At 40.7% G+C, this 24,814-nt stretch carries 24 protein-coding genes, 1 pseudogene and 2 riboswitches; of the genes and pseudogenes, 21 read left to right on the forward strand and 4 right to left on the reverse strand.

What is annotated here, in order from left to right; genetic code table 11:
* The first annotated feature begins 229 nt into the window (after nucleotides 1-229).
* The 6 genes and pseudogenes from ltrA to FGG79_RS00115 all read left to right on the forward strand — a co-directional run bounded on the left by ltrA (nucleotide 230) and on the right by FGG79_RS00115 (nucleotide 4,921).
* The gene (gene ltrA / locus FGG79_RS00090; RefSeq protein WP_171050728.1) at nucleotides 230-2,032 is read left to right on the forward strand and encodes a group II intron reverse transcriptase/maturase; all 1,803 of its coding nucleotides are present in this window, start codon (nucleotides 230-232) and stop codon (nucleotides 2,030-2,032) included.
* Between the two features lie 205 nt (nucleotides 2,033-2,237).
* Nucleotides 2,238-2,588 carry a transposase gene (locus FGG79_RS00095; RefSeq protein ID WP_138775431.1) on the forward strand — a complete coding sequence of 117 codons (351 nt, stop codon included), beginning with the start codon at nucleotides 2,238-2,240 and terminating at the stop codon, nucleotides 2,586-2,588.
* Between the two features lie 64 nt (nucleotides 2,589-2,652).
* Nucleotides 2,653-2,811, forward strand: a pseudogene (locus FGG79_RS00100) (NADH-quinone oxidoreductase subunit K); the annotation flags it as partial.
* 105 nt (nucleotides 2,812-2,916) lie between these two features.
* The gene (locus tag FGG79_RS00105; RefSeq protein ID WP_138775435.1) at nucleotides 2,917-3,252 is read left to right on the forward strand and encodes a hypothetical protein; all 336 of its coding nucleotides are present in this window, start codon (nucleotides 2,917-2,919) and stop codon (nucleotides 3,250-3,252) included.
* 244 nt (nucleotides 3,253-3,496) lie between these two features.
* Complete coding sequence (locus FGG79_RS00110) at nucleotides 3,497-4,327, forward strand: hypothetical protein (protein WP_138775437.1); 831 nt, start codon at nucleotides 3,497-3,499, stop codon at nucleotides 4,325-4,327.
* Between the two features lie 180 nt (nucleotides 4,328-4,507).
* Nucleotides 4,508-4,921, forward strand: coding sequence for a hypothetical protein (locus FGG79_RS00115; protein WP_240794164.1), 414 nt, complete (start codon nucleotides 4,508-4,510; stop codon nucleotides 4,919-4,921).
* 423 nt (nucleotides 4,922-5,344) lie between these two features.
* Here FGG79_RS00115 and FGG79_RS00120 read toward each other — a convergent pair whose 3' ends face one another.
* Both FGG79_RS00120 and FGG79_RS00125 read right to left on the reverse strand, forming a co-directional pair.
* Nucleotides 5,345-6,136, reverse strand: a complete 792-nt coding sequence (locus FGG79_RS00120) for a YqhG family protein (protein ID WP_138775441.1) — start codon at nucleotides 6,134-6,136, stop codon at nucleotides 5,345-5,347.
* A complete protein-coding gene (locus FGG79_RS00125) occupies nucleotides 6,105-7,805 on the reverse strand; it encodes a DEAD/DEAH box helicase (RefSeq protein WP_138775443.1) in 1,701 nt (566 codons plus the stop codon). Before FGG79_RS00125 ends, FGG79_RS00120 begins: the two co-directional genes overlap by 32 nt.
* Nucleotides 7,806-7,979: 174 nt before the next feature.
* Nucleotides 7,980-8,071, forward strand: a riboswitch (glycine riboswitch).
* Nucleotides 8,072-8,074: 3 nt separating this feature from the next.
* Nucleotides 8,075-8,154, forward strand: a riboswitch (glycine riboswitch).
* Nucleotides 8,155-8,250: 96 nt separating this feature from the next.
* Between FGG79_RS00125 and gcvT the strand changes: the two genes are divergently transcribed.
* From gcvT to gcvPB, 3 genes are read left to right on the forward strand one after another with little or no spacing between them, the layout of a single operon-like run.
* Nucleotides 8,251-9,357, forward strand: coding sequence for a glycine cleavage system aminomethyltransferase GcvT (gene gcvT / locus FGG79_RS00130; protein ID WP_138775445.1), 1,107 nt, complete (start codon nucleotides 8,251-8,253; stop codon nucleotides 9,355-9,357).
* Between the two features lie 15 nt (nucleotides 9,358-9,372).
* A complete protein-coding gene (gcvPA, locus tag FGG79_RS00135) occupies nucleotides 9,373-10,719 on the forward strand; it encodes an aminomethyl-transferring glycine dehydrogenase subunit GcvPA (RefSeq protein WP_138775447.1) in 1,347 nt (448 codons plus the stop codon).
* A complete protein-coding gene (gene gcvPB / locus FGG79_RS00140) occupies nucleotides 10,712-12,175 on the forward strand; it encodes an aminomethyl-transferring glycine dehydrogenase subunit GcvPB (RefSeq protein WP_138775449.1) in 1,464 nt (487 codons plus the stop codon). The genes gcvPA and gcvPB overlap by 8 nt, the downstream gene beginning before the upstream one ends.
* A 150-nt stretch (nucleotides 12,176-12,325) precedes the next feature.
* Here gcvPB and FGG79_RS00145 read toward each other — a convergent pair whose 3' ends face one another.
* A complete protein-coding gene (locus tag FGG79_RS00145; RefSeq protein WP_138775451.1) occupies nucleotides 12,326-12,709 on the reverse strand; it encodes a rhodanese-like domain-containing protein in 384 nt (127 codons plus the stop codon).
* Between the two features lie 214 nt (nucleotides 12,710-12,923).
* Here FGG79_RS00145 and FGG79_RS00150 point away from each other — a divergent pair, with 214 nt between their 5' ends.
* The 3 genes from FGG79_RS00150 to FGG79_RS00160 all read left to right on the forward strand — a co-directional run bounded on the left by FGG79_RS00150 (nucleotide 12,924) and on the right by FGG79_RS00160 (nucleotide 17,674).
* A complete protein-coding gene (locus FGG79_RS00150; protein WP_138775452.1) occupies nucleotides 12,924-13,760 on the forward strand; it encodes a lipoate--protein ligase family protein in 837 nt (278 codons plus the stop codon).
* 351 nt (nucleotides 13,761-14,111) lie between these two features.
* Nucleotides 14,112-16,685: a vitamin B12-dependent ribonucleotide reductase gene (locus FGG79_RS00155; protein ID WP_138775453.1), complete on the forward strand. Its 2,574-nt coding sequence runs from the start codon at nucleotides 14,112-14,114 to the stop codon at nucleotides 16,683-16,685.
* Between the two features lie 107 nt (nucleotides 16,686-16,792).
* Nucleotides 16,793-17,674, forward strand: a complete 882-nt coding sequence (locus tag FGG79_RS00160; protein ID WP_138775454.1) for a patatin-like phospholipase family protein — start codon at nucleotides 16,793-16,795, stop codon at nucleotides 17,672-17,674.
* A 17-nt stretch (nucleotides 17,675-17,691) separates the two neighbouring features.
* On the opposite strand, the gene FGG79_RS00165 is transcribed toward FGG79_RS00160, so the two are convergent.
* Nucleotides 17,692-18,054 carry an SA1362 family protein gene (locus FGG79_RS00165; protein ID WP_240794165.1) on the reverse strand — a complete coding sequence of 121 codons (363 nt, stop codon included), beginning with the start codon at nucleotides 18,052-18,054 and terminating at the stop codon, nucleotides 17,692-17,694.
* 319 nt (nucleotides 18,055-18,373) lie between these two features.
* Here FGG79_RS00165 and FGG79_RS00170 point away from each other — a divergent pair, with 319 nt between their 5' ends.
* The 9 genes from FGG79_RS00170 to spoIIIAE all read left to right on the forward strand — a co-directional run bounded on the left by FGG79_RS00170 (nucleotide 18,374) and on the right by spoIIIAE (nucleotide 24,801).
* Nucleotides 18,374-18,943 carry a YqhR family membrane protein gene (locus FGG79_RS00170; protein ID WP_138775455.1) on the forward strand — a complete coding sequence of 190 codons (570 nt, stop codon included), beginning with the start codon at nucleotides 18,374-18,376 and terminating at the stop codon, nucleotides 18,941-18,943.
* Nucleotides 18,944-19,037: 94 nt separating this feature from the next.
* Nucleotides 19,038-19,496, forward strand: a complete 459-nt coding sequence (gene aroQ / locus FGG79_RS00175; RefSeq protein ID WP_138775456.1) for a type II 3-dehydroquinate dehydratase — start codon at nucleotides 19,038-19,040, stop codon at nucleotides 19,494-19,496.
* Nucleotides 19,486-20,550, forward strand: coding sequence for a M24 family metallopeptidase (locus FGG79_RS00180; RefSeq protein ID WP_138775457.1), 1,065 nt, complete (start codon nucleotides 19,486-19,488; stop codon nucleotides 20,548-20,550). Before aroQ ends, FGG79_RS00180 begins: the two co-directional genes overlap by 11 nt.
* 38 nt (nucleotides 20,551-20,588) lie before the next feature.
* Nucleotides 20,589-21,146 (forward strand): elongation factor P, encoded by a 558-nt coding sequence (gene efp / locus FGG79_RS00185; RefSeq protein ID WP_138775459.1) that lies wholly within the window; start codon nucleotides 20,589-20,591, stop codon nucleotides 21,144-21,146.
* Nucleotides 21,147-21,459: 313 nt separating this feature from the next.
* Nucleotides 21,460-22,383, forward strand: coding sequence for a stage III sporulation protein AA (gene spoIIIAA / locus FGG79_RS00190; protein ID WP_138775461.1), 924 nt, complete (start codon nucleotides 21,460-21,462; stop codon nucleotides 22,381-22,383).
* On the forward strand, nucleotides 22,384-22,899 hold the full coding sequence (gene spoIIIAB, locus FGG79_RS00195; protein WP_138775463.1) for a stage III sporulation protein SpoIIIAB: 516 nt from the start codon (nucleotides 22,384-22,386) through the stop codon (nucleotides 22,897-22,899).
* A gap of 64 nt (nucleotides 22,900-22,963) precedes the next feature.
* On the forward strand, nucleotides 22,964-23,170 hold the full coding sequence (gene spoIIIAC, locus FGG79_RS00200; RefSeq protein ID WP_034758004.1) for a stage III sporulation protein AC: 207 nt from the start codon (nucleotides 22,964-22,966) through the stop codon (nucleotides 23,168-23,170).
* Between the two features lie 14 nt (nucleotides 23,171-23,184).
* Nucleotides 23,185-23,577: a stage III sporulation protein AD gene (gene spoIIIAD / locus FGG79_RS00205; protein WP_138775465.1), complete on the forward strand. Its 393-nt coding sequence runs from the start codon at nucleotides 23,185-23,187 to the stop codon at nucleotides 23,575-23,577.
* A 24-nt stretch (nucleotides 23,578-23,601) separates the two neighbouring features.
* Complete coding sequence (gene spoIIIAE, locus FGG79_RS00210) at nucleotides 23,602-24,801, forward strand: stage III sporulation protein AE (protein WP_138775467.1); 1,200 nt, start codon at nucleotides 23,602-23,604, stop codon at nucleotides 24,799-24,801.
* The last annotated feature ends 13 nt before the right edge of the window (nucleotides 24,802-24,814 follow it).

Below are 24,814 nucleotides of genomic sequence, written 5' to 3' on the forward strand. Positions count from 1 at the left end.
TGGAAAACAAGGAACGTTGAAAGAAGAGCTGTCACTCTAAACGTTTGCTATAAGAGTCTCGAAAAGCATTTATCCTTGTGAGGGTAGGGGAACGACTGAAGAAGCTTTTGTAATGAAAGTGGAGGAACAGCCCCAAGTCTACTGAATGAAACGATTATTTTCCTATACGTGAATGGTGCCGGTCGGGTAAGAATGTGGGGACATCACTTCTATAAGGAGGGATGCCACAGTGCCAACACTGCGATACTGGGATTACTACAATATGACGGGGACATTCACGGAACTATATGAGAAAGCCCAGGAAGGAAACAGCTTTTCCTTCCTTTATAACGTCATCACTTCGAGAGAAAACATCTTACTCGCTTATCGTACCATCAAATCCAACAAGGGTTCAAATACACCTGGGACCGATGGAAAAACGATATCGGATATCAAGGAATTATCCGAAGATGAACTCGTCTTGAAGGTGCGTACAATACTGAAAAGCTATCAACCTAAGAAAGTCAGAAGAAAATGGATTGAAAAGGATAATGGGAAACGAAGACCGCTAGGTATTCCCTGTATTTTGGACAGAATTATCCAACAGAGTTTCAAGCAAGTTCTCGAACCCATTGCGGAGGCACATTATTATAAGCACAGCTATGGCTTTAGACCTCTACGGTCTGCCCATCATGCGATGGCAAGGACTCAATATTTGATTAGTCAAGCCTCACTTCATTTTGTTGTTGATATTGATATCAAAAGTTTCTTTGATAATGTAAACCACACACGTTTAATGAAGCAGCTTTGGAACTTAGGAATACAGGATAGGAAAGTATTAGCTTGTATTTCTAAAATGATAAAAGCAGAAATAGATGGAGAAGGAATCCCTGACAAAGGGACACCTCAAGGTGGAATTTTATCTCCCCTCCTCTCTAATATCGTGTTGAATGATTTAGATCAGTGGATTGCTGATCAATGGGAGTTCTTTCCCCTGCACAAATCATACAAATCAAAAGTTGGTGAACGATACGCAAAGAAACGAACTAATCTGAAGGAAGGATACCTCGTCCGCTATGCGGACGACTTCAAAATTCTTTGCCGGGATGGAAAGACTGCTCAAAAGTGGTATCATGCGGTCCGTCGTTATTTAAGGGAACGGCTCAATCTTGATATCTCGCCAGAGAAATCTAAAATCCTTAACCTACGCAAACAGGAGTCTGAATTTCTAGGATTTACGATACAAGCGAACAAAAAAGGGAAGAAACGAGTAGCCCATACCGGTGTTATTCAAAAGAAACAGAAACAAATCAAACAAGAAGCTAAAAGGCTAATCCGTCGGATTAAAGCTTCACCAACTTCCCAAAACGTTCTGCGGTTTAACAGTTTTGTATTGGGCATCCATAATTATTTTAAGCGAGCGACACATGTGAACCCGGTGTTCTCACGTCTGGCCTACGACTTAAAGCCGTTCATATACAATCGACTACAACCGGTTGGGAAGCAAGAACACCCAAGTAACCCGCCGCCTCTGTTTAAAAGATTCTATAGTGTAACCATGAAGACTTTTAAAGTAGCTGAAGTCTACCTTTTCCAACTAGGAATTGTTAAAACGGTTAACTCGTTAAACTTCAGTCCAAAGGTAACACCATATACGGAGGAAGGTCGGAACACGTTATATAAAAAACTTCGTCCTGATATCCAAAAGGAAATCAGTAAACTATTGAATTCCCACCTTCCTAACCGGTCAATTGAATACGCGGATAATAGAATAAGCCGATACAGTATGAAAATGGGGAAATGTGAAATCACAGGCTGGGATTTACAGGCATTTGAAGTGCATTGTCATCACTATCTCCCAAAGTCACAAGGAGGAAATGATAAGTTTCATAACCTGCGAATTCTTCACCAGGATATTCACCGGTTAATCCACCTAACAGACATGGAGAAGATAGAGTCAATCCTTAAAAAGCTCAACATCTCAAAGCCCATTTTGAACAAAATCAACCAATACCGGAAGGTATGTGAACAGGAAAACATCGTATTATCCTAATCGTCAATGTAACGAGGAACTTATAATCTAGTACATATCAGTAGATGGACCGCGAAGTGCTGGGAAACTAGCATGCTTCGTGCGGAGCAGGGGAAAAGCCGGAGATAACTTCAAACGCTTACCTATTGCTAACTTTAGTTCAAGAAGGACAACCGAATAAGAAATGAAATAAATTTAAAAAATTTGGGAAAATGGGAGGTTTTTTATGAATGAAGAGTTTGTAAAATCTTTATACAAAACCGTAATTGATGAAAATATTGAACTATACAAAGAATTATTTGAAACAACCAATCCTACTGGCTTAACTGATGAATACTTTGAAGAAGCTTTAGGGTTATATCAATCCCTTAATAAAGAGCACAAAGAGGTTTTCTTCAAAGTCATCGAACAAACAATGATTGATACAGTTTCAAATATACTTGGAGTAATTGACGGAAGTTCTACACTTCTAGAAAGTGCATTAGAGCCGAGATTACTTCTCGATTCAAAGGATACTGAAGGAGAACTTCAAGACTGTTTTCTTGAGTTCATTGAAAAGAATGAGTTAAATAAATAGTATTTATCACTTGTAAGCTTATTCAGTTAAAGAAGGCAATAGCTGAAGATCAGGGGGATTTTAAGTGGAAATATTAATGTCTATAGTAATTGGAATTATTATTATGTCTACGGTTTATTTAATCCTTTCTAAGAGTCTTCTTAGAATAATTATCGGCACAGGACTTCTAAGTCACGGGGTTCATCTTATGCTTATAACAATGGGAGGATTGCCAAAGGGAGCAGAAGCACCTCCTCTACTCGGTGCATAAATGATTAACAAGCAATACAATTAGAAGGTATGTACTGGGTAAGATATGAGTTCATATAAAAAAGGAGGGCTATTCAGAATGGAATTCAAATTTAGTGACTTTTCTATTGTTCTCCCTCCTTTCCATATTACAATCATTGCAATAATTATTATTTACTTATTAGTAAGATGGAGTAAGCAATTAGAAACACGTCGTTATACCGTTTTTATTTACTTTTTGATTAGCACAAGCATTGGTCCAATTTTTTCTCTAGGTACAAAAGAAGGGGTCTTTGAGCTATGGGTTCCTTTAGGATTTATAGTAGTTTTCATATACTTACTTCTTAGTAAAAGAAAACACCCATCCAAAATGAAAGCTAGTATTTTAGGACTTTGCGTAGCATTGTATCAGTTAATTCTCCATTACGTTGGTTAGTTTTTTTGTATTCAACTAAAGGGGGCTTTAATGGAAGAACGAACCTAAGTCAGTAAGAGTAAAAGAGTCGTCAATTGACGGCTCTTTTAAAATATTTCATTAAAAACCGGATCAAATAAAATCTTGTAGATACATCTTCACAAGCGCTCGGTACGATAATGTTTTGGATGGTATGATAAATCTTAAGGGAGTTAAAGTGCTCATTTTTGGATTTATACAAAACATTTCAAAGGGAGGGAATTTTTTGAGTCAAGACAAAAAAAATGACTTAAAAGAAACTGGAAAAGGACTTGCGCTGGAAACTGTTTTAAGCGTCGGCACGAAGGCTGCGGGTGACGCAGCCAAAGATTCGATCACAAGCATTGTAGGAGATTTACTTGTAGATACGGCAAGTTCGCTGGTCCCTGGAGTATCCGGAGCTGTTCAAGGTTATAAAAGGGCCCGTTTTGAAAGAAACATAACAACTTTTACGGATGAACTTCATACAAGGATAGAAGGCATTAGAGTTAATTTGGAAGAGAAAACCGATCAACAGAAGGAACAGATTGATCGACTGTTTCATTATGTTATGGACTACGTTATTGACGAACAACAGGAAGACAAAATTCACTATATGGTAAATGGTTTCGTTACTATTACTGAGCATGAGCAAATATCCGATGATTTTGTACTGACCTATTACGATGTGCTTAAAGAGCTCAGAGTAGTCGATATATCAGTTCTAAGGCTCATGTATTCCTCTCGGTACATATTTGACCAAGAGACGCGGGAAACGTTTCAGGATGTAATGGAGAGGCATGGAATTAGCTTTGAACAATATGAATCCGTAAGAAGGAATTTATTGAGAATAGGTCTGCTGACCACAAAAACTGATTTGAATATTACGGATGACCTCGAAGAGATCGTGAAGAAGTTCAAGGAATTGTATGCATACCTAGACAAAATGACAGACCCGAAAAATAAAAGATCGTTACCGAAATTAAAGGTGCCGAAGTTGAAATCCAAGGAAAATTTCGAACTGTCGAAGTTTGGGCGGGATTTTGTTAAATTTTTTGTAGGCTTGGATAAAGAATAAATAATGGCTGCCTTAACAGAATAGGAAGTCAACGACGAGGGATACTAAAAGAATACAGAGATAAGTTGATATTAGTTGAGGAAGTTTTGTTTATTAATATGTGCACTTATCCTTTTCTGTAGTATTCACTCTCCAACCATCAGTGCTGCACCGGAGCTATCTCCGGAGTGTCAAAAGAAGTTGGACGAGAGAATGGATGATTTCACCGACCTGATCATGGAGGACATCATTTCAAGTTTCGATTTGGATATTAATCAAAATAAACGTAGTGGTCGTTTTTTAGAAGTTCGGTTGGAGGATTTACATGCCGGCCATATGGTGTACGGTGGGAAATTAGATGATTCATACTACAATTCTCTTGAGAAACACTTTATGGGGGCTTTTCGAGGAGAACCGAGGCTTTTTGTTACAGCAAAAGAAGCTTACTTGTTATATAAAAAGCAAGACAACACAAACGTCATGATTCATTTGAAGTTAAAGGGCAATGAATGGAAAGAAGTAGACAGGAAAAAGAAAAAAGGCAATGAAGTAAAGTTACCACTATTAAAATGCTATGAGAAATACCTAAAAGAGAAGCATAAAAACAGTCGTTGAGACCATCTCAACGACTGTTTTTTATTTAATTTTATCAACTTCAAAAACTTATAAGACAAGCCCATAACTGCATATGTTAGTTGTGGAAAAAATTACGCATGAGTGAAAAAAAATAATCATGAGGAGAGTAAAGAAGACAAAGAAAAAAACACATCTTTTTAAATAACATATCCCATATCTTCAAGAACGGGTGCGTTAATCGAATAGCGCCGAAAAAAAGTCAAGAGCAATTTAAAATGCTCTTGGCCTTTTCATATACTTTTTCATCAAGTCACAGGTAAGTTGTTTGAGTCACACTTAAGTTGTTTATGTCATAACCGAGTTGTTAATGTCACACTTAAGTTGTCTCAGAACAGGTAGTCTTTTTTTTTATGGAGAAACGGAGTTAGGGGAGAGAAGCACGGACTCCACTCCGTTTCCTTATTAATGGTGATGCTGTAAATAAAAAATTCCTCCATTGATAATATCAATTGAAATGTTAGGTTCGTACTGTTCTTTTAATGCTTGCTGTTCCAAGAAATAGGATTCCGGCTTTTCTTCCTGGTCTCCATAAAAATGATTCAGTAATTGTAGGTCTTCCTGCCAGGTCTTTCTCGCCTGTTCCGCCCACTCAACTGGTTCTTTTTTGATTTCTTCATATAAAAAGGTTTGGATGCGGTTCACTCCACTCTTAGGTTTAATGATGGGTGTTAAAGTAAAAGAGAAATCCGGTATCTTCGGAGTGAGATTTCTGGCCAATAATGACGAATGAAAGTTTTCTTCGATGACTCCATTGATCAAGTTCAATCCGATGCTTCGTATGTTGTCTTTTTTGCGATTGGATTGATACGATATTTTAATATTTAACCCTAGCCAGGGATGAAGCGGGATTTGTTGACCACTTGGTATGTGTTGGTTTTCATATAACCGGATATAACCAGCCAAATTTCGTGTGGAATGAAAAATCTGGTGGAGCCGTGGTGATCCGAAGTGAATGGGCTCACCTTTGATATCTTCCGGTGCTTTATCTGGATTGGTGACGAGAGATAAAGTCATGGGATTTGGTGTTCCACCGGTTTTCTCAAGATAGTGCCAATAAAACGGACGATTCATTAGTTCTTTGTCCAAGTCAATGGTTAGCTGAACGGTCATATATCCATTTCCGTTCGCAACCAGGTCACACCCGTTGGCGACAAAGTATCGTTCAAGAAATCGATGAATTTCGTGCTGCTGCATTGGATTTTTCCTCCTTTAGTTGTTCAGCAAATTGAATCATGCTCGTTAAATTTTCCATTTTAATTTTCATTTCCCCTTCCGTCCTTGACGAAGAGAGGATATCTGTTACATGATCTTCGAAGTCTTTGAAATCGAGGCGGGTCAGGATTTCATCCAATTGACCGATCACTCGCTCAAAGAGATTAATTTTTTCATATAGAAGTTTCAGGATATGCTCTTCTACTGTGTTTTTAGTTGCGAAGTTATAGATATGAACATCCTCCGTCTGTCCAAGGCGGTGGACACGGCCGATCCGTTGTTCTAATCTCATCGGATTCCAAGGCAGGTCAAAGTTGATCACATGGTGGCAAAATTGAAGATTGATTCCTTCTCCTCCTGCTTCAGTGGCAATCAATACCTGCGCATGTTTTTGGAATAGCTCTCGCATCCAGTCTTTTTTCCCCCGTTTGAATCCTCCTCTGAATGGGACCGAACTGATTCCATGTTGTTTCAGAAACCATTGTAGATATAACTGTGTCGCGCGATATTCTGTGAAAATGATTACTTTATCATTTATCGATTGGACGATTTCCAGTGCTTTCTGTGCCTTGGAGTTCATGGTCACGTTTTCTACTTTCTTCATTAGAGTGCTGATCGTTTGTTCAAATGCAACTGAAGGAGATTCCTTCTTTTCCAGCATGTTTTTTAGTGTGTAAAATACAGCTTCGCGGGAACTGCACGCTTCTCTTTGCAAGGTCAATAGCGAGAAGGAACTGGAATTTGCCCAGTCATCATATCGTCCTTTTAAGAGGTCGATGCTGTTATATAAATCTCTCTCGGTTTCATTAAACTCAATCAATACGGTTTTTACATGCCGTTTAGTCCATTCAATTCCCGTATCTCCACGTCTATTACGAATCATCACTTTATTGATGAGGCTTTTTAGGTGTTCATCCTCCTGGAGGGTTCGATCCCCCTTTTTATATCTGTCTGAAAACCCTGATTCATTGCCGAGGTGTCCCGGCTTGAGAAGGGAAACAAGATGGAAAATTTCTTCTACCCGATTTTGGATAGGGGTCGCCGTCAGCAGTAAGCAGAATTTCTTTTTTAGGTTTTGGACAAATTCATAGTTTTTTGTTTTGTGATTCTTTAGTTTGTGAGCTTCGTCTATTATGACCAAATCATAGTCCTGGTCGTATACCTTTTCTCTATGGGGACTCCGTTTAGCCGTATCCATTGAAGACACTACGATATCACATTGATCCCATACATAGCTCTTACGCTGGGGTACGGCTGGAATGAAGAATTTACTGTTCAATTCGTAAGCCCACTGAGAAACAAGGGAAGAGGGGACCAGTATCAATACTTTCTTCACCAATCCTCTTATCATGTATTCTTTCAAGATGAGTCCAGCTTCGATTGTTTTACCCAATCCTACTTCATCAGCAAGAATCGCTTTCCCGTTCATGGTCTCCACAACTTGTCTTGCGGCCTCCAGTTGGTGGGGAAGCGGAGTGACATTTGCCAAATGTTTTGGAGCTTGTAGACCCTCAAAGTTCGGAATTGCAAGATGTTGTTCAAATTCGATGGCAAGCTTATATAGCTCCCAATTCCCCCATGGGCCATCGTTGGCGATTAAATTATCCAGTCCTTCTGCCCACTCTTCATCAAATAAAACCTCAACATTCATCTGAAAAACATCTCCTTATTTCTAATAAAAATGATTGCTCAAATCTCGTATTTAATGGTAGGATGAAAATAGATTTTCAAATGTTTTAAAAACTCGAAAATCCGAACATTCACATTTACAACATTTCTTCTGTATATTTCTAGTATGACCAATTGTTTCAAGGAATATTGGCGAATGATGACAAGGGGAGAGACTGTGCATACAGCGCCGAAGGAGCAAGCACGTTTAAGTGTGAATCTCTCAGGCAAAAAGACTCTTGTTGGACGCAACTCTGGAGAGTGTTTCTAAAATAGGAAACCACCAAAGGGGAAAGCCGTTCTTCGGTAAACTTTCAGGTGCAAGGACAGAGAAAACTTCTTTATGAAAAGGGGTTTTTCTGTCCTTTTTTCATGGGGAAAATTGGTTAAGGAAGAGTGCTTATAATGAAGAAAAAGGGGGAAAAGTCATGTCAGAGTTAAAACAAACACCTTTATACGAAGTGTACAAAGAGTATGGAGGAAAGACCATCGACTTCGGTGGCTGGGCTTTACCAGTGCAATTCTCAAGTATTAAAGAAGAACATGAAGCGGTACGTTCCCGGGCAGGGCTATTTGATGTTTCTCATATGGGAGAAATTGAAGTGAAGGGTGAAGGAGCTCTTGACTACTTACAGAAGATGATGACAAATGATGTCTCCAAAGTGAAGGACGGAGGCGCACAGTATACGGCTATGTGCTACGAAAACGGTGGGACGGTCGATGACTTATTAATTTATAAAATAAAAGATAATGATTATTTGCTCGTAGTTAATGCTGCAAATATAGATAAAGATTTTCAATGGTTGAAAGAACATGAGAAAGATGGCGTTGAAATCAACAACATCTCTGAACATATGGCACAGTTGGCGCTTCAAGGACCTCTTGCAGAAGAAATTTTACAAGGACTTGCAAACGAACATTCACTGAGTGATATCGGTTTCTTTAAATTCCAAACAGAAGTGAACATAGGTGGAAAACATGCCCTCGTTTCCCGTACTGGTTATACAGGAGAAGACGGATTTGAGATTTACTGTGATGCAGGTGATGCAGCTACAATCTGGCAGACCATCTTAACAGCAGGCAAGGAGAAAGGCGTCCTTCCATGCGGACTTGGTGCACGTGATACATTGCGTTTTGAAGCGAATCTGGCCCTTTACGGACAAGAATTATCTCAAACGATCACACCAATCGAAGCAGGAATCGGATTCGCTGTAAAAGTGGATAAAGTGGTTCCATTTAATGGCCAGGAAGTATTGAAACAGCAAAAGGAAGAAGGCGCATCAAGAAAAATCGTGGGCATCGAAATGATTGATCGTGGAATTCCACGTCATGGCTATAAAATGTATTCAGGTGAAGAGGAAATCGGTGAAGTCACAACTGGTACACAATCCCCAACTTTGAAGAAAAATGTTGGGTTGGCCTTACTTAATAAAGAGTTTACTTCTATAGATACGGAAGTACTGGTTGAAATCAGAGGGAAAAAGCTAAAAGCAAAAGTGGTACCAACACCTTTTTACAAAAGACCAAAGAAATAGGGAGGAATGACGGTCATGAAGCATCGTTATTTACCGATGACAGAGCAGGATCAAAGGGAAATGTTAGACAGCATTGGAGTAGACAGCGTTCACGATCTATTTGAAGATATTCCTGAAAAGGTTCGTTTCAAAGGGGATTACAACATCAAAGAAGCGAAGTCCGAAACGGAATTGGTAAAAGAACTGACCAAAATGGCGGCGAAGAATGCCGATTTAAAAAGTCATTCATCCTTTTTGGGAGCAGGGGTGTACGATCATTACATGCCGATCATCGTAGATCATGTCCTATCCCGGTCAGAGTTCTATACGGCCTATACGCCTTACCAACCGGAAATCTCTCAAGGGGAGCTTCAAGCCATTTTCGAATTCCAAACAATGATTTGTGAGCTGACCGGCATGGATGTAGCGAATTCATCCATGTACGATGGAGGGACTGCGCTTGCAGAAGCAGCTATGCTGAGTGCAGGTCAGACCCGTCGCAAGAAAGTATTGGTTTCAAGCACTGTGCATCCCGAATCCAGAGATGTATTACGATCTTATGCCAAAGGTCAATATATTGATGTGGTGGAAATCCCCCACAATAATGGCGTGACGGACGTGGAGGAACTGAAACGATTAATGAGTGATGAAATCGCTGCGGTCATCGTTCAGTACCCTAACTTCTTCGGAAGAGTAGAAGAGCTGAAAGCGATCGAAGAAATCGCTCATGCTGAAAAAGCGATGTTCGTAGTTTCGTCCAACCCACTTGCATTAGGAGCGCTTACTCCCCCTGGACAATTCGGTGCTGATATTGTCATCGGCGATGCCCAGCCATTTGGTATCCCGAGCGCTTTCGGTGGACCTCATTGTGGATACTTTGCCGTTAACAAAAAACTGATGCGTAAAGTACCGGGCCGTCTAGTTGGTCAAACGGTTGATGAAGATGGTATTCGTGGTTTCGTTCTGACACTCCAAGCCCGTGAACAGCATATCCGTCGTGATAAAGCGACGTCCAATATTTGCTCCAATCAGGCATTAAACGCGCTGGCAGCATCCGTCGCGATGACGGCTCTTGGAAAACAGGGTGTGAAAGAAATGGCCATGCAGAATATCCAAAAAGCACACTATGCAAAAGAAGCCTTTAAAGCAAAAGGATTCACGATCGCTTTTGATGGTCCAACTTTCAATGAATTTGTCGTAAAAGTAAATGTACCGGTTAAAGAAATCAATCAGAAGCTTCTTCGTAAACAAATGATAGGTGGATACGATTTAGGACTGACAGATGAGAACCTATCACAGCACATGCTGGTTGCGGTTACTGAACTGCGCAGCAAAGAAGAAATCGACGCATTCGTAGCAGAATTGGGGGATTGTCATGAATAAGAAAGATCAACCTCTTATTTTTGAATTATCTAAAGAAGGCCGTGTAGGCTTTAGCTTACCTGAAATAGATGTACCACAGGTGGAACTGGGAGATATCATTCCATCTGATTATATCCGTACGGAAGCACCAGAACTTCCTGAGGTTTCAGAACTGGATATCATGCGACATTATACGGCACTATCGAAACGTAATCATGGTGTCGATTCCGGTTTCTATCCTTTAGGATCGTGTACGATGAAATACAATCCGAAGGTGAATGAGAATGTTGCACGATTGAATGGTTTCGCTCATATCAACCCTCTTCAAGAGGCAGAGAGCGTACAAGGTGCCCTTGAATTGATGTATGATCTTCAAGAGCATTTGAAGGAAATCACCGGCATGGATGAAGTAACCCTTCAACCTGCTGCCGGTGCTCATGGAGAGTGGACTGGTCTTATGATGATCCGTGCCTACCATGAAGCAAAAGGTGATACCCACCGTACGAAGGTCATTGTACCCGATTCCGCCCATGGAACGAATCCTGCCAGTGCGACGGTTGCTGGTTTTGAAACCGTAACGGTTAAATCGAATGAAAATGGTTTAGTAGACCTGGAAGACCTTAAACGTGTAGTGGGAGATGATACAGCTGCTCTCATGCTGACAAATCCAAATACTCTTGGGTTATTTGAAGAGAATATCCTTGAAATGGCTTCGATCATTCATGAAGCAGGTGGAAAACTGTATTATGATGGTGCCAATTTAAATGCAGTATTATCTAAAGTAAGACCAGGGGATATGGGATTTGACGTCGTACATTTAAATCTTCATAAGACATTCACCGGTCCCCATGGCGGCGGTGGTCCGGGAAGTGGTCCTGTCGGAGTGAAAGAAGATTTGATCAAATACCTGCCAAAACCAATCCTTGTGAAAAACGGTGACCAATTCGAATTCGATTACAACCGTCCTGATTCCATTGGCCGTGTCAAACCTTACTATGGTAACTTTGGAATCAACGTGCGGGCCTATACGTACATTAGAACCATGGGACCTGATGGTCTGAGAGCCGTTACGGAAAATGCCGTTCTGAATGCAAACTACATGATGCGTCGATTGGCACCTCATTTTGATCTTCCGTTCGATCGTCATTGTAAACACGAATTTGTTATCAGTGGAAAACGTCAGAAGAAGCAAGGCGTTCGTACGTTGGATATTGCGAAGCGTCTATTAGACTTCGGGTATCACCCACCAACCATTTACTTCCCATTAAATGTGGAAGAGTGCATGATGATCGAGCCAACGGAAACTGAATCAAAAGAGACGCTTGATTCATTCGTTGATGCCATGATCCAAATTGCCAAAGAGGCAGAAGATACACCTGAGATTGTTCAGGAAGCTCCACATACCACGATCGTGAAGCGTATGGATGAAACACTGGCAGCAAGAAAACCAGTCCTTCGTTATATGAAGGAAAGCTAATAGAAAGAACGAATCCCCGTAGCTCTTCGCTATGGGGATTTTTTAGTACGGATATACTTAGAGAGGAAAGATTCGATTGATGCTTTAATCTGATGCACATTCTTTCCAATGAAAAAAAGGATTGCTCTATGGCAATCCTTTTCCTTTTTGCTATTTTTTATGTTTGACTTTACCAGTCCACTTCTTAAAGCCGCCTTGCAATTGGTGAAGATCTCTGTACCCTTTACGGTGTAGCATTTGAGCTGCTCGTCCGCTGCGAAGCCCGCTTTGGCAATAAAGATAAACGGGTTGATCAGAACGGATTTCCTTTTGTCTCATTTTAATTTGAGAGAGCGGAATATTTCGTGCACCAAGTACGTGACCGTTATCAAATTCATTCGCTTCACGAACATCTATCAACTGAGCTTTACGATATCCTGCTCGAAATTCTTCTTCATTCAATGTATTTACAATTCTCTTTTGATAGAAGAACGTAAATAGTGAATAAATGATAATGCCACCTAATACGACCAAAAGAATATATAATCCTTCCATCATTCATGCTCCTTTCTACAAATGCGCTATCTTCTATTATATTCATGAAAGCCTTGAGAATCAAAACAAATTTATTATTTTAAAAGCAAACACTTTCCAATCTGTTTTTCTTTGTTTTTTGAATTGGATTTGATAGACTAGTAACGGACTTAAATGAAATGGATTATATACATAATAAAATATCAAAAGAGAAGATGTAAATGAGGGATAATACATGAAAAAAGAAACATGGAGATTCATCGATTCAGGGCATTGTTCCCCTTCTTATAATATGGCCCTTGATGAGGCGCTGCTTGATTGGCATAGTGAAGGGAAAATTCCTCCCACGATTCGTTTTTATGGGTGGGATCCTGCTACTCTCTCGATCGGTTACTTTCAAAAAGTTGAAAAAGAAATCAACCTGGATGCGGTCAAGGAGCACGGTCTTGGTTTTGTGAGAAGACCGACCGGAGGCAGAGGGGTTCTGCATGAACATGAATTAACGTATAGTGTGATTGTATCAGAGGAACATCCTGAAATGCCTAAAACCGTAACAGAAGCGTATCGAGTCATCTCAGAAGGGATCTTAAAAGGATTTCAAGGTCTTGGACTCGAAGCATACTTTGCTGTTCCAAAGACTGCAGAAGAACGAGAAGGATTAAAAAATCCCCGTTCAGCAGTTTGTTTTGATGCACCAAGTTGGTATGAGTTAGTCGTAGAAGGAAGAAAAGTAGCTGGAAGTGCCCAAACCCGTCAAAAAGGAGTTATTCTCCAGCATGGGTCCATCCTATTGGATCTTGATGAAGATAAGCTTTTCAGTCTGTTTAAATACCCATCTGACAGAGTGAAAGAGCGGATGCAGCGTGCATTTAAGAGCAAGGCTGTAGCTATGAACGAAATCAGTCCTGAAATAGTGAACATGGATATGGCAAAGGAAGCCTTCAAGAAAGGTTTTGAAGAAGGGTTGAACATTCACCTCGAACCGTATGAACTTTCTGAAGAAGAGACACAATATGTTGTGGACTTGGCGAAAACTAGATACGAATCCGATGAATGGACCTATAAACGCTAAAAAAATATTTTGTAGGAAAAAAGCGATGCTTGTCGCTTTTTTCCTATTTCACCAACTATTATGTATCTTTGATTTATATCAAGGTCTAAATTAATAGAATTAGGTGATGGTTTAGGATGTTTTCTATTATTTTCTCTTGTTTTCTATTTTTATTGGCTAATTATCCGTTTGACAAACAATGGACCTATTGACCTGAAACACAATATGTGGTGTGTCGAATAATTTTTAACACACAATATGTTGTGTTTATTTATTGCTTTTCAATTTGAGCTATGGTATCGTATTATTTGAAAACAAACATCACCGTAAATAACATATACAGAAACATTTGAGATAGAAGGAGTTGTCTTTATGACTGTTGCGTCGAAAAACACGATGAAAGTAAACATCGAAAGATTAAACCAGGATATTGGATTATTTCCTCAAGTACATCCTATAACCCCAGAAATGACTACTACACACAAAGGTGTATCCCGTCTTGTCATGATTGATCGCTATTCTTTCAAAGACACTGAAAAGATCACCCTTTCTGACGGAGACTTTGTTGTTCTCACCATCAAGGAAGATCCTAAATTCCCTGCAAGAGGATTAGGTTACATCACAAGCATTGATTGGGAAACCAAGAAAGCAGATGTGTGGATCGAGGAAGAATACAGAAGTGCCATCGACAAACCGGAAGAAATCGAAGCGGGAATTGTCTCAAGGCCACTTGATGTAATTGAAAAACCTTTGGAAGTCTATTACGAACAAATTGCAAAGCGTAACGCGACAGGCTTGGCAGCAGTGGAAGAAACTCCTGAAAAAAGACAAGTTTGGTTTGAAAAGTTCTATCATGAATTAGTGAATCTGAATTTCGTTCCAGCAGGTCGGGTGCTATACGGTGCCGGTGCAGGGACGGACGTAACGTATTTTAACTGTTACGTCATGCCTTTCGTGCAGGATTCTCGTGAAGGGATTTCAGAGCACCGCAAGCAAGTGATGGAGATCATGAGTAGAGGTGGGGGAGTCGGAACGAACGGATCCACTCTTCGTCCCCGTAACACTCTTGCAAAAGGTGTGAATGGGAAATCCTCAGGCTCTGTGTCCTGGTTGGATGATATCGCCAAATTGACTCATTTGGTAGAGCAGGGCGGTTCAAGACGTGGGGCACAAATGATCATGTTGACAGACTGGCATCCCGATATTATAGAATTCATTATTTCTAAAATGCAAAACCCACGTATCTTGCGTTATCTTCTTGAAAACACAGAAGATGAAACCATTAAAAAAGCAGCGCAGGATAAATTGAAATTCACTCCTCTGACTGAACAAGAGGAAGCGATGTATCAAGGGATTCTAAACTATAAACAAATCCCGGGTTATGGTGGTTTTGATGCGAAAATCCTTAAGAATGCGGAAGAAAAGCTCCGTACTGGTGGGACGTACAGCGTTCATAATCCGGAATTCTTGACAGGTGCGAACATTTCGGTTTGTTTAACAAGCGACTTTATGGAAGCGGTGGAAAATGACCTCGTATATGACCTCCGTTTCCCTGATGTTGAAAGCTACAATAAAGAACAGATGAATTACTATAATGAAGAATGGCACAAAGTCGGAGATGTCCGGGAGTGGGAGAAGCTTGGCTACAAAGTGCGCACTTATCGTAAGATCAAAGCGAAAGAGCTTTGGAACCTGATTAACGTTTGTGCGACATACTCTGCAGAGCCTGGTATCTTCTTCATCGATAACGCGAATGATATGACGAATGCCAAAGCGTATGGTCAAAAGGTAGTCGCTACTAACCCATGCGGCGAGCAACCTCTTGCTCCTTACTCTGTGTGTAACTTGGCAGCAGTCAATCTTGCTCAGTTTGCGGATACAGAGACGAATACGGTTGATTTCGAGAAGTTGAAACGCACGGTTGAAGTAGGTGTTCGTATGCAAGATAATGTCATCGATGCGACCCCTTACTTCCTTGAGGAAAACAAAACGCAAGCTCTTGGTGAACGCCGAGTGGGCCTTGGAGTAATGGGTCTTGCCGACTTGTTGATTTACTGTGAGAAAGAATATGGCTCTGAAGAAGGAAACAAGCTTGTAGATGAGGTGTTCGAAGTAATCGCAACAACCGCTTATCGTGCCTCTGTTGATTTATCAAAAGAAAAAGGAAGCTTTCCATTCCTTACTGGGAGCACGGATGAAGAAACGAACCGTTTGCGAAAAGCATTTGTTGAAACAGGATTTATGAATAAAATGCCTGAGGATCTCAGAAATGATATTCAACAATACGGTATTCGTAACTCACATCTATTAACTGTGGCACCTACCGGGTCAACAGGAACGATGGTTGGTGTATCTACAGGACTTGAGCCTTATTTCTCCTTTACGTATTACAGAAGTGGACGCCTTGGTAAGTTTATTGAAGTGAAAGCAGATATCGTAGAGGATTACTTAGCGAGAAATCCTGAAGCAGATGCCGATCATCTTCCAGAATGGTTTATTTCGTCCATGAGTTTGGCTCCACAAGCTCATGCGGATGTTCAATGCGTCATCCAGAATTGGATTGACAGCTCGATTTCGAAAACCGTCAATGCTCCACGTGGGTATACGGTTGAGCAAGTAGAAAAAGTGTATGAACGTCTTTATAAAGGTGGAGCTAAGGGGGGAACCGTGTACGTTGATGGAAGCCGTGATTCACAGGTCCTCACCCTAAAGGCAGAAGAAAACAGTTTTGATGATGAAGAGCACGAACAAATACAGACCGATATATCTCCGGAAAAGAAACCAATAGTCCTGCTGGATACAATCCAGGATGTACGTTCGACAGACGTAACGATTGGTTCTGAAGTAGGAAACACATGTCCTGTTTGCCGTAAAGGTACGGTTAAAGATATGGGTGGTTGCAACACTTGTACAAATTGTGGTGCTCAGCTAAAATGTGGATTATGATAATTGAAGATCGATAGGAGGGGACGGGTTCCCCTCCTATTTTTTTATTCTAAAATCCTTCATTGTGAATTAAAGATGTAGTAATAGACAATGAAGGAGTGGAGCCTATGGACATCGATGGCGTGTTTTCAGGTGGAGGAATAAAGGGGCTCGCAATGATTGGTGCGTATCAGGCAATAGAAGAGAAGGGATACAGGTTCAAAAGGCTTGCAGGAACTAGTGCTGGAGCAGTGGTCGCCTCTTTTATTGCTGCAGGCTATTCAAGTAGTGAAATACTAAAAATCATGGAAGGTATCGATTTGAAAGAGCTTTTGGATTCTAATGCAATAATATCCATTCCCATCATAAAATGGTTTCGGGTGTATTATCGTTTAGGTTTATACAAAGGAGTTGCCCTTGAAAATTGGCTGGAAGAAAAATTGAAAGCGAGAGGAATCTATACGTTTGCAGATCTCCCTCCGGATTCGCTCCGTGTCATAGCTTCAGATTTATCAAACGGCAGATTATTGGTGCTTCCTGATGACCTGGAGAAGTATGGTATAGCGAAAGAAACGTTCCCTGTTGCAAGGGCGATTAGAATGAGCGCGAGCATACCCTACTTTTTTGAGCCTGTAAAGTTACGATCTTTAGAAGGGGTCAGTTTTATGGTAGATGGTGGAGTTCTTAGTAACTTCCCCCTCTGGTTATTCGACAGGGAAAATGTGCAGAATGTGAGGCCTGTGTTAGGAGTGAAATTAAGTCACGATCTAATCGAAAAACCGAAAAAACAAATCAACAATGCAATTGACTTATACGAAGCGCTCTTTATAACCATGAAAGATGCCCACGACTCCAGATACATTTCGAGAAAGGTAGAGAAAAACATCATCTTTATCCCCACTGAAGGGGTACTCACAACCGAATTCGAGTTAACGCTCGAAAAGAAAAAAGAGCTTATCCAATTCGGGAAATCGAGAGCTGAAGCTTTCTTGCAACAATGGCCGTATTAAAAAAAACAATCGGGCTTCTAAAAAGAAGCCCGATTGTTTTTTTTATTCTTTTTTCCTTCTATTACGGTTAGTTTAGCATTGGATTTTTTTCGCGTCGCACGTTTTTTTGAAACGTTTGATACGCGGGTCTTACTTGGAGATTGCTTCTTATGCCGCTTCTTTGATTGCTTGGCTGCTTTAAGAAACGCTCTTTGCTCATTACTATTCTCAGTACGTCTCCCACTGAACCATCTGCGGTATGCAAAATAGATGATCCCGATGACGGCTGCTGTTACAAGTAATCGTTTTGCAAGCCCTAGAGGATTTCCGAGCAGGGAAGTTCCAAGACCTATCATAGCCAACAAGATTAGAGTGAAAACAACGATATTACGAGCGTTCAACAAAGCCACCTCCTTACATGACGATCCATCTTAAATCTTACTTATACTATTATTTTAGACAATTCCTGTGTTCTTTAACCGTATTAACTGTTATTTTATACGTTTATTTGAGTGAATAAGGTGTATCATTTTTCTGAAACTTTGAAAGATATTATCTATTTTACTAAAAATTGAAGAAAAGCACTAGGGGAAGACGCTCATTAACCTATTTCCTCCCTCAACATCTTCATTTTCATTTATATGAGGGTCAGCTGAAAAATTAGTCAATCCATGCAATTGTTTAAATCTATGGGACATACTACGAATGGAGGTGTTACAGATGGGCGAACAAAAAGGACAACATGAAAAGGTGCAGGATGGGACGGAAGAAAGCAAAGAAAATCCCCGTTTAGAACAAAACCAGAGTGAAAAACCACTTTCTTTCATGGCAATGGTTGTAGTGACAGGTTTTATTGGCGGAATGCTTTGGAGTTCGATTGGTTACATTTGTTACTTCTTTTCCTTTACCAAAATCGAGCCAAATATTATTTTTGAGCCGTGGGCAGTGGGCGACTGGGTAGATAGATGGATCGGTGTCATTCTATCCATCATTGCCTACGGGATCATTTCAATCGGAGTGGCACTCATATATTATGGTCTGTTAAAAAAGTTTAAATCCATGTGGGTCGGCGCTGCATATGGAATCGCCTTATATCTGGCATTTTTCCTGCTCCTTCATCCACTATTTCCAAGCATTAAATCCCTTAAAGCGATTGATTATCACACATTGATCACCACCTTCTGCGTGTATGTTCTTTATGGAGTATTTATCGGATACTCGATTTCATATGAAGAAAACGAATTAAGACACCAGGATGAGAAAGAAAAATCAGGGGAAGTCTCACATTGAAAAATCCTATTTATCAGACAATTATGTAGGTATAGGTAAAAGGTTTATGTTAGAATGTTCTTGATGAACATTCTATTTTTTTAGGAGTTTACATATGAAGAAAATCTTGCTTTTAAACGGTCCGAACTTAAATAGGTTAGGGAAGCGTGAACCTGATATATATGGACACGTCACCCTTGCTCAGCTCGAGAAAAAGCTTGCAGAACAAGCGGAATATGAAGGCTTTCAATTGCTTTCAGCCCAATCGAATCACGAAGGGGAATTGATTGATCACATCCATCAGGCAGAGGATGAAGGATATGGGGGAATCATCTTGAATCCTGGAGCCTTTACCCATTACAGCTATGCGATCAGAGATGCAGTGGCTTCCATATCTGTTCCTGTTGTGGAAATTCATATATCGAATATTCATGCCCGTGAAGCGTTCAGACATCAGTCTGTGGTAGCGGCTGAAACAATCGGCCAAATCGTCGGGTTGGGTTTGTTTGGTTACGAGCTGGCTTTACAAGCGATCATTAAGAATATTAAGGGAGTGGAATTAAATGAAGATTGAACGATTACGAGATACCTTTTCACATAACAATTTGGACGGAATTCTATTAACGAGTACGTATAATCGTCGCTACATGACGAATTTTACAGGTTCATCAGGTGTTGTCCTAATTTCGAAGGAAAAAGCCTTATTCATAACGGATTTCCGTTATATTGAACAAGCAACAGAGCAGGCTGCTGATTATGAGATTGTTCAGCATACAGGACCGATTCATGAAGAAGTGGCGAAACAAGCAAAGAGCCTAGGCATAAACAAGCTTGGTTTCGAAAAAAATGATATGACCTATAGCGCCTATGAGACCTACCGTGGTGTGTTGGAAGCCGAAATGGTTCCAGTATCAGGGTTAGTGGAAAAGTTACGCTTGATTAAGACATCTGAAGAGCTTAATATAATTAAGGATGCGGCAGATATTGCCGATGCAGCATTTAAGCATATATTAGATTTTATCAAGCCGGGTGTGACAGAGTTAGACGTTTCTAACGAATTAGAATTCTTCATGAGAAAAGCAGGAGCAACATCATCCTCTTTTGATATCATTGTGGCCTCAGGTAAACGCTCTGCTCTGCCTCATGGTGTGGCAAGTGATAAAGTCATCGAAAAGGGTGATTTTGTAACGTTGGATTATGGAGCATACTATAAAGGTTATTGCTCAGATATGACACGTACTTTATCTGTCGGGGAACCGAGTGAGAAATTGAAAGAGATCTACGATGTCGTTCTCCAATCACAGCTTCTCGCCATGGAACAAATTAAGCCTGGCATGACAGGCAAAGAGGCGGATGCGATCGCTCGTGATTACATAACAGAAAAAGGTTATGGGGAGTATTTCGGACACTCGCTAGGACACGGAATTGGCCTTGAAGTACATGAAGGACCAGGATTGTCTTCACGCTCTGATGTGGTGCTTGAGCCTGGTATGCTCGTAACGGTTGAACCAGGTGTCTATGTACCGGGTGTTGGCGGTGTACGTATCGAAGATGATACACTCATAACGGAAGATTCCAATGAAACACTAACACACTCAACGAAAGATCTAATCATTCTACCATTTTAGTCCTGATAAAGGCCTACTAGACAATAGGAGGAATAAATATGATTTCAGTAAATGATTTTCGTACAGGTTTAACGATAGAAGTCGATAACGGGATTTGGCGAGTAATCGATTTCCAACACGTTAAACCAGGTAAGGGGGCGGCATTCGTTCGTTCTAAGCTTCGTAACCTGCGTACAGGTGCAATCCAGGAAAAAACGTTCCGTGCAGGTGAAAAAGTAGGGAAGGCTCAAATTGATAACCGTAAAATGCAGTATCTTTATGCTAATGGTGACATGCATGTATTCATGGACAACGAAAGCTACGATCAAATCGAACTTCCGGCAGCTTCCATCGAGTATGAATTGAAATACTTGAAGGAAAACATGGAAGTGTCCATCATGATGTACGGTGCAGAAACCCTTGGAGTTGAACTACCGAACTCAGTAGAACTGAAAGTAACGGAAACGGAACCAGGAATCAAAGGTGACACGGCTTCCGGTGGATCGAAACCCGCTACTGTTGAAACAGGGTTAGTGGTTAACGTACCGTTCTTCGTGAACGAAGGTGACACATTAATCATTAATACAACTGACGGATCATATGTATCACGTGGATAATTTAATCTAAAAAGCCTGAGCGAGATTACTCTCGTTCAGGCTTTTTTTGTTTTTGATCAGTGGGGAGTCTTAGATCTTTCCTATTCGCTACCACTGTTATTGTATATCTGCCGAAACTCTCATAAATCTTCCATTAGTCATATTTTTACACACTTTTTCAACTCTTCATCCCCCATTTGCTCACCTCAAATCTTCTAACTCTACTGTCATAATCTTATTTCACTAGAATACATTGTAATATCGGGAAGCATGGACAGAGGATTTCATTCCTTTGTCAACAACCTGAAGTGGAACATGATTAGGAGGTTCTTATATGCAAGAAGTTATAGCCTTATTACCTAGCACTATTTCTGATAAAGTCCTGACCCTTCCACATGATTTGCTTGACTGTATTGAAGAGATAAGGGTACGCACCAGCCGAGTGTTGGAAGTTACGGCCAGAGGCAAACCTTATTTTCTTTCTTACACCGTTACTGAGGAAGATAGTGAACAACTCATAAACAAATTATCCCGTCATTCATTTTATACATTAGAAGAAGAATTGAAGAGAGGCTACATTACGATCGAAGGTGGGCATCGTGTGGGACTTGCCGGTAGGGTAATTCTTGAAGGTGGAGTCGTCAAGGGGATTCGGAACCTTTCGTCCTTCAACATCCGGATTGCAAGACAAAAGCTTGGCATAGCCGGTTCCATATTTCCATATGTTTATGATAAAGGGTGGAAACAGACGATGTTGATCGGATCCCCTCAGACAGGGAAGACGACTTTGCTTCGGGATCTCGCCAGAATGATTTCAACTGGTGTCCCTGAAAAAAACATCCCTCCCTATAAAGTGGGGATAGTCGATGAGCGTTCTGAAATCGCCGGTTGTGTGAATGGGATCCCTCAGCTTATGTTCGGTCCTAGGGTGGATGTGTTGGATGCTTGTCCCAAGGCTGAAGGAATGATGATGTTGATTCGGTCCATGAGTCCTGATGTCCTGATTGTAGATGAAATCGGACGGATTGAAGATGGTCAAGCTATTCAGGAAGCAGTGAATGCAGGTATCACTCTTGTGATGACAACCCACGGATCCACTTTCGAAGAGGTTAGAAAAAGACCTGTGATCAAGGACATTGTAAATCTGAACACGATAGAGAGGTTCATTGAATTGAGGAGGGGGAATGATCCTGGAAAGGTCCATGAAGTGTGGAATGAACATGGTCAATCTCTTCTGAAAAAAGTGAGTGTGACATAAATGATTAAACTAATTGGTGCTGTTTTTATCCTTCTTTCAACTTCCTGGGCAGGGTTTGAAGCGTCTAAATATTTAACAGAAAGACCAAGGCAGCTTCGGTTGTTGAAGGTGGCCCTACAGTCATTAGAAGCAGAAATCACTTATAGCCATACACCTTTGCATGAAGCAACAAGGAAAATTTCCAAGCAATTGCAAAAGCCCGTCTCCTGGTTTTTTGAAACGTTTTCGAAGAAATTGACAGAGCAGGAAATTTCAGTGAAAAAGGCATGGGATGAAAGCTTGAATGATATTTGGAAGTTAACGGCTTTTAAGACAGGCGAGTATGAAATCATGAAGCAATTCGGAGAAAACCTTGGTAAACACGATATGTTGACCCAGCAGAAGCATATTCAATTGGCACTTAAACATTTGGATAGGGAAGAGACGGAAGCTGTGGAAAAACAACGAAAATATGAAAAAATGACTAAAAGTCTAGGGTTTTTATCAGGATTGCTGTTAATCATTCTGTTGCTTTGATGAACGGATGGGTCACTCCAATCGCTTGCTGGAATATTGTTTAGAAACCGGGAGGGAAGCGGATATGGGAATCGATGTCGACATTATATTCAAAATCGCAGGGGTAGGAATTGTAGTGGCCTTTTTGCATACGATTTTAGATCAAGTGGGGAAAAAAGAATACGCCCAGTGGGTCACATTATTTGGCTTTATATATATTCTTTTCATGGTGGCCTCAATAGTTGATGATTTGTTTCAAAAGATTAAATCGGTCTTCTTGTATCAAGGATAAGGGGGGCGTCCACGATTGAGATCATTCAAATTGTAGGGATAGCGCTGGTCGCAACTTTTCTTGCGTTGATTGTGAAAGAACAGAAACCTAATTTTGCTTTTTTGCTCATTGTATTTACCGGATGTACGATTTTTTTATTTTTGATCGATCAAATATACACTATCATCCATATGATTGAAAAACTTGCTGCAAATGCCAATGTAAACATGGTATATGTGGAAACCATTCTCAAAATTATCGGCATCGCTTACATAGCAGAGTTTGCATCTCACATTACGAAAGATGCCGGACAGGGAGCACTGGCAGCAAAAGTAGAACTCGCCGGGAAGATACTCATATTGGCCATGGCCGTCCCCATTTTAACCGTGATTATCGAAACAATTATTAAAATGATTCCAACTGGATAAGCGAAATAGTATGAGGTGGAAAATATGTTGCAACTAAATCGTATACTCGTCATAGCATTCATTCTCTTTTTCACAGGAGCATCTAGTGGACAGGCTGAAGAGGGGGATGGACAGAGCCCCCCTGATTCGAAGGTTCAACAGCACATGATTGATCAACAATTAGACCGATTAGGAATCGAAGAATTAACAGGTTATTGGAATAACATTGTGGATGAATACGGTGGCTTTCTTCCTGAGAGTCAAAAGGGAAGTTTGATAGATTTTATCAAAGGCGACAAAGAATTTTCGTTTAAAGCGTGGTTTACCGGAATGTTTAAATTTGCCTTCCAGGAGCTTGTGATGAATGGAAAGCTCCTTGGAACTTTGATCATGCTGACTATCTTTAGTATGTTTCTTCAATCCTTACAGAATGCTTTCGAAGGAGGAAGTGTCAGCAAGGTGGCTTACAGCATCATATTTATGGTGTTAATCATCATCGCTCTTAATAGCTTTCATGTAGCAATTGATTACACAAGGGATGCGATCTCCACTATGATCCACTTCATCATCGCACTCATCCCTCTGTTGCTTGCCCTGATTGCGGCATCGGGAGGAGTGGTATCAGCAGCGTTTTTCCATCCTGTGATCATCTTCCTCATGAATACGAGCGGTTTACTAATCCAAAATGTTGTCCTGCCCCTTCTATTTCTTTCGGCACTCTTGAGTATCGTGAGCACACTTTCAAGTCACTATAAGGTAACGCAGCTCGCTCAGCTGTTGAGAACATGGAGCATCGGGCTTCTGGGAGCTTTTATGACTGTCTTTCTCGGGGTGATTTCCGTTCAGGGGGCAACGGCTGCCGTAACGGATGGGATAACGATCAGAACGGCCAAATTTGTTACTGGGAACTTTGTTCCTGTGATCGGAAGGATGTTCACAGATGCAGCGGATACTGTCATCAGTGCATCTGTACTTTTAAAGAATACAGTCGGTATTGCAGGAGTGGCCATCGTCCTGATTATTGCAGCCTTTCCGGCAATCAAAATTCTAATGATCGCGTTTATTTATAAGTTAGCTGCTGCCCTCCTTCAACCCCTTGGTGGAGGTCCGGTTATTGAATGCCTGGATACGATCGCAAAGAGTGTCATCTATGTGTTTGCTGCCCTGGCCATAGTATCTTTCATGTTCTTCTTAAGTATTACGGTCATTATCGCTGCAGGAAACATTACGATGATGATGCGATAAAGAGGGAGGAGAA

The sequence above is a fragment of the Bacillus sp. BHET2 genome (assembly GCF_005938125.1).
GTDB lineage: Bacteria > Bacillota > Bacilli > Bacillales > Bacillaceae_B > Rossellomorea.

Coding starts and splice junctions, on each gene's coding strand:
- FGG79_RS00095 (WP_138775431.1), top strand. CDS start 2,238: ATGAATGAAGAGTTTGTAAAATCTTTATACAAAACCGTAATTGATGAA.
- FGG79_RS00105 (WP_138775435.1), top strand. CDS start 2,917: ATGGAATTCAAATTTAGTGACTTTTCTATTGTTCTCCCTCCTTTCCAT.
- FGG79_RS00120 (WP_138775441.1), bottom strand. CDS start 6,136: ATGCAGCAGCACGAAATTCATCGATTTCTTGAACGATACTTTGTCGCC.
- FGG79_RS00125 (WP_138775443.1), bottom strand. CDS start 7,805: ATGAATGTTGAGGTTTTATTTGATGAAGAGTGGGCAGAAGGACTGGAT.
- gcvT (WP_138775445.1), top strand. CDS start 8,251: ATGTCAGAGTTAAAACAAACACCTTTATACGAAGTGTACAAAGAGTAT.
- gcvPA (WP_138775447.1), top strand. CDS start 9,373: ATGAAGCATCGTTATTTACCGATGACAGAGCAGGATCAAAGGGAAATG.
- gcvPB (WP_138775449.1), top strand. CDS start 10,712: ATGAATAAGAAAGATCAACCTCTTATTTTTGAATTATCTAAAGAAGGC.
- FGG79_RS00145 (WP_138775451.1), bottom strand. CDS start 12,709: ATGGAAGGATTATATATTCTTTTGGTCGTATTAGGTGGCATTATCATT.
- FGG79_RS00150 (WP_138775452.1), top strand. CDS start 12,924: ATGAAAAAAGAAACATGGAGATTCATCGATTCAGGGCATTGTTCCCCT.
- FGG79_RS00155 (WP_138775453.1), top strand. CDS start 14,112: ATGACTGTTGCGTCGAAAAACACGATGAAAGTAAACATCGAAAGATTA.
- FGG79_RS00160 (WP_138775454.1), top strand. CDS start 16,793: ATGGACATCGATGGCGTGTTTTCAGGTGGAGGAATAAAGGGGCTCGCA.
- FGG79_RS00170 (WP_138775455.1), top strand. CDS start 18,374: ATGGGCGAACAAAAAGGACAACATGAAAAGGTGCAGGATGGGACGGAA.
- aroQ (WP_138775456.1), top strand. CDS start 19,038: ATGAAGAAAATCTTGCTTTTAAACGGTCCGAACTTAAATAGGTTAGGG.
- FGG79_RS00180 (WP_138775457.1), top strand. CDS start 19,486: ATGAAGATTGAACGATTACGAGATACCTTTTCACATAACAATTTGGAC.
- efp (WP_138775459.1), top strand. CDS start 20,589: ATGATTTCAGTAAATGATTTTCGTACAGGTTTAACGATAGAAGTCGAT.
- spoIIIAA (WP_138775461.1), top strand. CDS start 21,460: ATGCAAGAAGTTATAGCCTTATTACCTAGCACTATTTCTGATAAAGTC.
- spoIIIAB (WP_138775463.1), top strand. CDS start 22,384: ATGATTAAACTAATTGGTGCTGTTTTTATCCTTCTTTCAACTTCCTGG.
- spoIIIAC (WP_034758004.1), top strand. CDS start 22,964: ATGGGAATCGATGTCGACATTATATTCAAAATCGCAGGGGTAGGAATT.
- spoIIIAE (WP_138775467.1), top strand. CDS start 23,602: ATGTTGCAACTAAATCGTATACTCGTCATAGCATTCATTCTCTTTTTC.